This is a genomic window from Pseudomonas sp. BN515 (assembly GCF_029873155.1).
Classification (GTDB): Bacteria; Pseudomonadota; Gammaproteobacteria; order Pseudomonadales; family Pseudomonadaceae; genus Metapseudomonas.
In genome coordinates this window covers 221,202-229,170 of the sequence record NZ_SSOH01000029.1, presented here as the reverse complement: position 1 = coordinate 229,170, position 7,969 = coordinate 221,202, and the positions used below count along the sequence as shown (strand labels likewise).

The 7,969-nt window shown below is 67.3% G+C and carries 7 protein-coding genes; 1 reads left to right on the top strand and 6 read right to left on the bottom strand.

The window, feature by feature from the left end; all coding sequences use genetic code 11:
* Positions 1–44: 44 nt before the first annotated feature.
* Both E8E91_RS08720 and E8E91_RS08715 read right to left on the bottom strand, forming a co-directional pair.
* Complete coding sequence (locus tag E8E91_RS08720) at positions 45–1,178, bottom strand: IS481 family transposase (RefSeq protein ID WP_280375419.1); 1,134 nt, start codon at positions 1,176–1,178, stop codon at positions 45–47.
* 223 nt (positions 1,179–1,401) lie between these two features.
* Positions 1,402–2,691, bottom strand: a complete 1,290-nt coding sequence (locus tag E8E91_RS08715; RefSeq protein WP_280375418.1) for an MFS transporter — start codon at positions 2,689–2,691, stop codon at positions 1,402–1,404.
* 272 nt (positions 2,692–2,963) lie between these two features.
* On the opposite strand from E8E91_RS08715, the gene E8E91_RS08710 reads away from it, so the two are divergent.
* Positions 2,964–3,371 (top strand): acyl-CoA thioesterase, encoded by a 408-nt coding sequence (locus tag E8E91_RS08710; protein WP_120653904.1) that lies wholly within the window; start codon positions 2,964–2,966, stop codon positions 3,369–3,371.
* Positions 3,372–3,487: 116 nt separating this feature from the next.
* On the opposite strand, the gene E8E91_RS08705 is transcribed toward E8E91_RS08710, so the two are convergent.
* From E8E91_RS08705 to E8E91_RS08690, 4 genes are read right to left on the bottom strand one after another with little or no spacing between them, the layout of a single operon-like run.
* Positions 3,488–4,684: an ABC transporter permease gene (locus E8E91_RS08705; protein ID WP_280375417.1), complete on the bottom strand. Its 1,197-nt coding sequence runs from the start codon at positions 4,682–4,684 to the stop codon at positions 3,488–3,490.
* Positions 4,684–5,895: an ABC transporter permease gene (locus E8E91_RS08700; protein WP_280375415.1), complete on the bottom strand. Its 1,212-nt coding sequence runs from the start codon at positions 5,893–5,895 to the stop codon at positions 4,684–4,686. The genes E8E91_RS08705 and E8E91_RS08700 overlap by 1 nt, the downstream gene beginning before the upstream one ends.
* On the bottom strand, positions 5,895–6,581 hold the full coding sequence (locus E8E91_RS08695) for an ABC transporter ATP-binding protein (protein ID WP_280375414.1): 687 nt from the start codon (positions 6,579–6,581) through the stop codon (positions 5,895–5,897). Before E8E91_RS08695 ends, E8E91_RS08700 begins: the two co-directional genes overlap by 1 nt.
* Positions 6,578–7,732, bottom strand: coding sequence for an efflux RND transporter periplasmic adaptor subunit (locus tag E8E91_RS08690; protein WP_280375413.1), 1,155 nt, complete (start codon positions 7,730–7,732; stop codon positions 6,578–6,580). The genes E8E91_RS08695 and E8E91_RS08690 overlap by 4 nt, the downstream gene beginning before the upstream one ends.
* Positions 7,733–7,969: the final 237 nt, after the last annotated feature.

Genomic DNA, 7,969 nt, shown 5'->3' with positions numbered 1-7,969 from the left:
CTGTAGAGCCAGACATCCTTTACATATTGAACCGGGGACATCCTTTACACCGATAGGCGTTGGACCTGGGAGGAGCCAGGTCCAAGCCGGCCTAAGGGATACTGGCCGAAGCGCAGCTCCCACACATCCGTCTCGACTTCGCGTAGCGCGACCCACTCGTCGATCAGGGCCTCGGACAGAAACACCGAGCGCCCTTGCCACTTGATGCAACCGTTGCTGTGCACCCGCCGGAGTTGCAGCCCTGTCGGGTACTCGATCGCCGGTAGACGGGCCGGATAGGGGCGCGGCGAGGGCCCATAGCGCTCGGCCGGGACCGCCATCCCGAGTCCTTCATGCGGCCGTATGGTGTTGAACTCCTGGCGGAACCGTTCAAACGCCATCTGCTGCTGGGCCAGATTGGGAGCGGGGGGCTTCAGGACGGCCGCTTTCAGGCTGCGGTGCATCCGCTCGTGTCGGCCATTCTGATCGGGACGGCCCGGCGCGATGCGCTCCGGGTGAATACCCAGGTGAATCCACCACACCGCCAAGCGCGAGAGACCGCCCACGCCCACCGAGGCGAACGGGCTGCCGTTGTCCGTGCGGATAGCCTCCGGCAGGCCGTATTCGCGGAAGGCCCACTCGAACCAGGGTCGACTCAGCCCGCCGCCGGGACGCGGCAAGCCCCGGCAGCACAGCAGATACCGGCTGGCCTGATCGGTCAGGGTCAAGGGATAGCACCAGCGACCATCCCCGGTCCGAAACTGCCCCTTGAAATCAGCACACCAGACGTGGTTAGGCTGCAGGCCGGCGCGCAAGGGCGTGACGGACGCCGGGGTGCTCCGCGGACGTCGGCGCGACTGCACCAACCCTGCCCGTTTCAACCATTCTCCCGCTGTGCTAGGGGCTGGCCAGGGCAATTCCGGATCCTGCTTGCGCAGACGCACCAGCAGCTTCTTCGGCCCCCAATCCAGATGCCGCAGCTTCTCTTCGATCAACCGCTCAATCAGCGCCGTCGCGGTCTGTTGCGGGCTGCTGAGCGGTCGCCGGGACTGCTCCAGAAGGCCAGCCTCACCGTGTTCCGCATAGCGCTGCAGCCACTTGTCGAGCGTCGGCCGGCTGATGCCATAGCTGCGCGCCAGCTCGCTCTTGCTGTAGTCACCGCTGCTCCAGGCGTGGATCAGCTCGATACGTTGGTCCATGGGCGACACTCTTTTCCAGGGCATGGCAGCTACCTCCTGCCATGCGAATTACCTGTAAAGGATGTGTCCGGTCCAACCTGTAAAGGATCTATCCGGTCTGTACCCCCCCCAGCCCCTCTCCCAAGGGGAGAGGGGTGAATCACGCCTGGCACGCATTGACCATCCTGCACGGTCAGCCCCCTCTCCCTCCGGGAGAGGGTTGGGGTGAGGGGCGGGAGGAAACTCAGCGCTTCTTCGCGATCAGGAACAACCCGATCAACACCGCCACGCCACACAGCGCCGCCACGTAATAGGCGGGGCCGAGGCTGTCCCACTTCAGCAGCAGCGACACCACCATCGGCGTCAGGCCACCGAAGATGGCGTACGCCAGGTTGTAGGAGAACGACAGGCCGGAGAAACGCACCACCGGCGGGAACGCCTTGACCATCACATAGGGCACGGCGCCGATGGTGCCGACGAACAGACCGGTCGCCGCGTAGAGCGGGAACAGCCAATCCGGATGGGCCTTGAGGCTGGTGTAGAAGGTCCAGGAGCTGATCGCCAGCAACAGGCCGCCCACCAGGAAAGTGCGGCCCGCGCCGATGCGGTCGGCGATGGCGCCGGAGGCCACGCAGCCGATGGACAACAGCACAATGGCCAGGCTGTTGGCCTTGAGCGCGGTAGCCGCCTCGAAGCCGTAGACGGTCTGCAACAGGGTCGGGGTCATCAGGATCACGACAACGATGCCCGCCGACAGCACCCAGGTCAGCAGCATGGACAGCACCACGGCGCCACGATGCTCGCGCAGCACGGTCTTCAGCGGGACCTCTGCCGCCAGCGCCTTGCGCTGCTGCATCTCGGCGAACACCGGTGTCTCGTGCAGCCAGCGGCGCAGGTACATGGCGAACAGACCGAAGACCCCGCCCACCAGGAATGGCAGACGCCAGGCCCAGTCCAGTACCTCGGCAGGGGTGTAGATGGTGTTGATCAGGGTGGCCATCAGCGAGCCCAGGAGGATGCCCGCGGTCAGACCGGAGGTCAGGGTGCCGCAGGCATAGCCCACATAGCGGGACGGCACATGCTCGGCAACGAAGACCCAGGCACCCGGAACCTCACCGCCGATCGCAGCGCCCTGCACCACACGCATCAGCAGCAGCGCCAGCGGGGCCCAGATGCCGATCTGCTCATAGGTGGGCAGCAGGCCCATCACCAGGGTCGGGATCGCCATCAGGAAAATGCTCAGGGTGAACATCCGCTTGCGCCCCAGCAGGTCGCCGAAGTGCGCCATGACGATGCCGCCCAGAGGGCGCGCCAGGTAGCCGGCGGCGAAGATGCCGAAGGTCTGCAGCTGGCGCAGCCATTCCGGCATCTCGGCAGGGAAGAACAGCTTGCCCACCACGGCGGCGAAGAACACAAAGATGATGAAGTCGTAGAACTCCAGCGCGCCGCCGAGGGCAGAGAGCGACAGGGTCTTGTAGTCGCTGCGGGTCAGCGGACGCGAGGCGGACGCCTCGGAGGCGAGCACGGAAGACATGTGGGGAGATTCTCGTCTGGGGGTGCGGAGCGTTTACCGCTGCTTGGGCGGCAAATCGCCAGGCAACATATCAAAAACGACCAAATGTACACAGTCCGAGCCACAAAACCGCCTCTGGCGCGTCACAGCGGTCGTCTGGCGCCACCTCATGGCTATATACTGCGCGCTGTTCAGCGCAGGTCGGCATGCAGTGGGTCGGCTGGCGCATTGGGAAGGAGAAGGGCCCACCCCTCTCCGGCATTGGCGCCACACACGAAACAGGCAGTTCCGGCATGATCGATATCGAAGAAGAAGAGAACCTCACCCCGCAAGGCGACCTCGCCCTGCAAATCACCGCGCTCCCGCGGGAAACCAACGGCTTTGGCGACATCTACGGTGGCTGGCTGGTTTCCCAGATGGACCTGGCCGGCACCGCCATGGCCAGCAAGGTGGCCGCAGGCCGCGTGGCCACCGTGGCCATCGACCGCATGGCCTTCCTGGTTCCGGTGGCCGTGGGCGCCCAGCTCTCCTTCTATACCCAGACCCTGGAAATCGGCCGCAGCTCGATCCAGATGCTGGTCGAAGTCTGGAGCGACGACCCGCTCTCCAGCGAATGGCGCAAGGTCACCGAGGCGGTGTTCGTCTTCGTCGCCATCGACGGCAGCGGCCGCACCCGCCCGGTCCCGCCGCGCCGGGGCTGAAGCCATCGCACAAAGGGCCGCATCAGCGGCCCTTTTTCATTGGCGGACACCTTGTGGGAGCGATTTCAATCGCGAATGAATTCGCTCCCACGGCCAGCCGAAACACCGCCCGGCCTTCATTCCAGACGCAAGGCATCCACTGGATGCAATCTCGCCGCGCGACGGGCCGGCGCCAGGCCCGCGCCCATCCCCACCAGCACTGACAGCAGCAGCGCCAGCAGCACCAGCGGCGGGCTCAGGCTCAGCGGCAGCCCGGGCAGCATCAGGTGCAGCAGCCCAAGCAGGACGCCCACCATCACCAGCCCCAGCACCCCGCCCAGCAGCGACAGCAGGGTCGCCTCGGCGAGGAACAGCGCCAGCACCTGGCGCGGCGCGGCGCCGACGGCGCGGAGCAGGCCGATCTCGGCGGTCCGTTCGCCAACGGTGGTGGTCATGATGGTAAGGATGCCCACCGCCCCCACGAACAGGGAGATCCCGCCGAGCGCCGCAACACCGAGGGTGATGGTGGCAAGGATGCGATTCAGGCTGCCCAGCAGGTCGCCCTGGGAGGTCATGCGGAAGTCCTCACGGCCGTGGCGCTCCACCAGCAACTGGCGCACCGCGTCGGCGAAGGGGGCGGCCGGCACGCTGTCGTCGAACAGCACGTGGATCTTCACCAGGCCCTCGCGGTTGAACAGGCTCTCCGCCCAGTCCACCGGGATGTAGGCGATGTCGTCGAGGTCGAAGCCCAGCAGGTTGCCCTTGCTCGCCATCACCCCGATCACCCGGAAGCTCATGCCACCCACCCGCACCCGCTGGCCCACTGGGCTGGCCGCACCGAACAGTTCCGTCGCCAGCTTCGCACCGAGCACTGCATAGGGTGGCGTACGGCCGTCCCGCGAGGGCGGCAGGAACTGCCCCAGGGCCATGTGCACGCGCCAGGCCTCCGCCAGTTGGGAGCCGGTGCCGAGGATGTCCACACGCCGCTGTCGGCCTTCCGCCTGGATATCGCCATTGCCCTGGATGATCGGCACCACGGCTTCGGCGTGGGGCAGACGACCCAGGGCGTCGGCATCGGCGATGGTCAACGGCCGCGCGCTGGCGAGAATGCCGCCGATGCCGCCCGTGGGCAGGGTGCCCGGACGCACCGTGACGACCCGCGTACCGAACTGGGCGAAGCTGTCCAGCACGCGGTTGCGCATACCCTCGCCCATGGCGGTGAGCAGTGCCACGGCGGCGATGCCGATGGCCACGCCGAGCAGGGTCAGCAAGCTGCGCAGAGGCTGGCTGGAGAGCGCCGAGCCGCACAGGCCGAAGCCATCGCGCCAGCGCATCAATGACTCCCTTGCGGCTGCAACGCCTGCACCGGCACCTGGGCCGCAGCGTGCCGGGCCGGCAGCCAGGCGAACAACAATGCCGCCGCCACCGCCAGCGACGGCGCGCCCAAGCGCGCCCACCAGGGCGCATGCAGCGGCAGGTCGGTGGCCAGCCGTCCGACCCAGAGCAGCAACTCACCCAGCGCCAATCCGGTACCGGCTCCCAGCAACGCCAGCAGCGCCGCTTCGCCGAGGAACAGCAGCCGCACCTGCGCCGAGCTGGCGCCCACCGCCTTGAGCAGGCCGATCTCGGCGGTGCGTTGCAGCACGGCGATCCAGGTGACATTCATGATCAGGATGCCGGCCACCAACAGGCTGATGGCCGCGATGCCGGCCAAGGCCAGCGTCAGCCCATTGAGGATGCCGTCGAAGGCCGCGAGCATGGAGTCCTGGCTGAGCAGGGTGACGTCTTCCTCGCCCTGGTGGCGCTCGGTCAGGGTCGCCAGGACCTGCCGCCGCGCACTTTCGAGATAACTGGGGCCACGGGCTTCGACGAACACGCGGAACAGTGCCTCACGATTGAACAGCGCCTCGGCACTGGCCACCGGGACGATCAGCGCCTCCGAGAAATCCATCCCCAGGGATTCGCCCCGCTCGTCCAGCACCCCGATCACCCGGAAGCGCCGGTCGCCGGCCCGCAGCCACTGGCCCAGGACCGGGGCACTGCCGAACAACTCCTGACGCAGGCGGCTGCCGATCACGCAAACCTCGCCCCCCTGCCCCAGTTCCAGCACCGGCAGCGGTTGCCCCTGGGCGAGGCGCAGTTGGCGGATGGCGAAAAAATCGCGGGTGGTGCCCAGGGTCAGGGCCTCGCGATTGCGGTTGTCGTGGCTGATTTCCACCTGGCCGGCATGCAGCGGCGCCACGCGGTGCACCGCCGGCAGGCGGCCGAGGGCGGCGGCATCCGCCTGGGTAAGGGGCCGGGGCGCCATACCGGTGATGGGCGGCATGCCACCTGTGGTTTCATTGCGGCCTGGCAGGACAATGAGAATGTCGCGCCCGAGCAGGGAGAACTCCCCCAGCACGTAGGCCCGCGCGCCCTCCCCCAGGCCGCCCAGCAGGGTCACGAAAAACACCCCCACGGCCATCGCCAGCAGGAGCATGGCGCTGCGCGATCCATGCCCGCGCATCGCGCCGAACCAGAAGCGACAGGCGTCCAGCGGGTCCATCAGTGCAGCGCCCCCTGGCGCCGGTCGCTGAGGATGCAGCCGTCGCGCATCTGGATCTGGCGATGGGCGCGGGCGGCGTGCTGGGCGTCGTGGGTGACGAGGATCAGGGTCAGGCCCTCGGCGTTCAGCTCCTCAAGCAGCTCCACCACCTCGGCGCCGGACTGGCTGTCGAGGTTGCCAGTCGGTTCATCGGCCAGCAGCAGGCGCGGCCGCATCACCATGGCGCGGGCGATAGCGACCCGCTGGCGCTGGCCGCCGGACAGCTCGGCCGGATGATGCCGCAGCCGCTCGGCCAGGCCGAGGCGTTCAGCCAGTTGCAGGCTGCGGCGGTGACGCTCGGCGGGCTCGATACCGGCCAGCAGCATGGGAAGCTCGATGTTCTCCAGCGCGGTCAGGCGCGGAATCAGGTGGAAGGACTGGAACACGAAGCCGATCAACCGGCTGCGCAGGGCCGCACGGCGCGCTTCGTCGAGGCAGGCGGTGGGCTCCTCGTCCAGCCAGAATTCGCCGCTGTCCGGCGCATCCAGCAGCCCGAGGATATTCAGCAGGGTGGACTTGCCCGAACCGGACGCGCCGGTAATGGCCAGGTACTCGCCATCGGCCACGTCCAGGTCGAGATGGTCGACGCCGCGCACCCGCTCCTGCCCCAACTGGAAGCAGCGGCTGACCTGGTGCATGAGAATCATGGCGCCGCCTCTGTGGAACCGGCACTGGGGCTGACCACGCTGCCGTCGGCCAGGCCCTCATGCTGCAGGCTGGGCAGGATGCGATCGCCAGCGACCAGCCCGCCCTTCACCTCGCTCCAGCGCCAGTTGGCCAGGCCGATTTCCACCTTCTGCTCCCGCAGGTGGCCGTTGCTCGGGTCGTAACGCAGCACCTTGCCGCCTTCCAGCAGGCTTTCCGTGGGCACCCGCAGGGTCTGTGCGCGCTGAGCCAGGAGGATTTCCACATCGGCGCTGTAGCCGCTGAGCAGCATCAGGTCCGCCGGAACCTGTTCGAACTTCACTTCCACATCCACCGTGCGCGCCTGCTTTTCCAGCTCACGCACGAAGGGCGCGATGCGGCTCACCCGACCCTCGAAGCTGCGCCCACGGAAGGCGTCCAGGGTGATGCGCACCGGCATGCCCGGACGCACCAGGGCGGCGTCCACTTCGTCGATGGGCGCTTCCACATAGAGACATTGGTCGTCGATCAGGTCCACCGCAGGCGGCGTGGGGATGCCCGGTGGCGAGGGCGTCACCACCTCGCCCAGCTCGCCGTTGATCTCCGCGACTATGCCGGCGAAGGGCGCCCGCAGGGTGGCCTGGTCCAGTTGCGCCAGTTGCAGGTCGAGGTTGGCTTCGGCCTCGCGGATCTTCGCCTCGCCGCCGCTGCACAGCAGCTGCGAGAGCCGCGCGCGGGTGACGCTCTGGTCCAACAGGTCCTCGGAGGCCAGCTTGCGCTCAGCCAGGCGTTCGAGGCGCTGCTGGTCGCGGCTGTCCTGGCTGGCCTGGCGGCAGCTCTGCTCACGCAGGTTGCGCTGGGCATCGAGGCGCGCGCGGGCTTCCTCCACCCGCGCCTGCAGATCGTCCTGGCGCAGGCGCATCAGCACGTCGCCCGCCTGCACCCGCTGTCCGGCATGGATCAGCAGTTCGCTGACCTGCCCGCCGGTCTTGAACGACAAGTGCGCACGCCGGCACGCCTTCACCGTACCCGCTCGGGTGTTGGCCACCAGGGTTTCCACTTCACCTTTACCTACTTCCACCAGTTGCACGGGCACGGGATCAGGCCGCGCCCAGAGCCCCAGCAACATCGCCAGGGAGGCGAAAATAGGAATAATTATCAGTAGCTTGCGCATGGCACCGACTCCACTTGCGAGCGGATTAAGCTGAGTCTAGGTGCGCTGTTACGGGCCCTTTCCGGCACCTGCGTGCCGCTATTCCCCGGTTTCGGGGAAGGACCGCCCATAAATGAAGAGCTTAGCGATGGGTCCGGCCAACCCGCGCCAATCGGGGCTCGGACCATCCATGTCAAATTGCCGACAAGTGGAACACCACTTACGAGCGCCCGATGAGAACTCGTCAAAATCAGATCA

Bases quoted from the DNA above. Each gene is read 5' to 3' on its own strand.
- E8E91_RS08705 (WP_280375417.1), bottom strand. From the start codon at position 4,684: ATGCGCTGGCGCGATGGCTTCGGCCTGTGCGGCTCGGCGCTCTCCAGC.
- E8E91_RS08695 (WP_280375414.1), bottom strand. From the start codon at position 6,581: ATGATTCTCATGCACCAGGTCAGCCGCTGCTTCCAGTTGGGGCAGGAG.
- E8E91_RS08715 (WP_280375418.1), bottom strand. From the start codon at position 2,691: ATGTCTTCCGTGCTCGCCTCCGAGGCGTCCGCCTCGCGTCCGCTGACC.
- E8E91_RS08720 (WP_280375419.1), bottom strand. From the start codon at position 1,178: ATGGACCAACGTATCGAGCTGATCCACGCCTGGAGCAGCGGTGACTAC.
- E8E91_RS08690 (WP_280375413.1), bottom strand. From the start codon at position 7,732: ATGCGCAAGCTACTGATAATTATTCCTATTTTCGCCTCCCTGGCGATG.
- E8E91_RS08700 (WP_280375415.1), bottom strand. From the start codon at position 5,895: ATGGACCCGCTGGACGCCTGTCGCTTCTGGTTCGGCGCGATGCGCGGG.
- E8E91_RS08710 (WP_120653904.1), top strand. From the start codon at position 2,964: ATGATCGATATCGAAGAAGAAGAGAACCTCACCCCGCAAGGCGACCTC.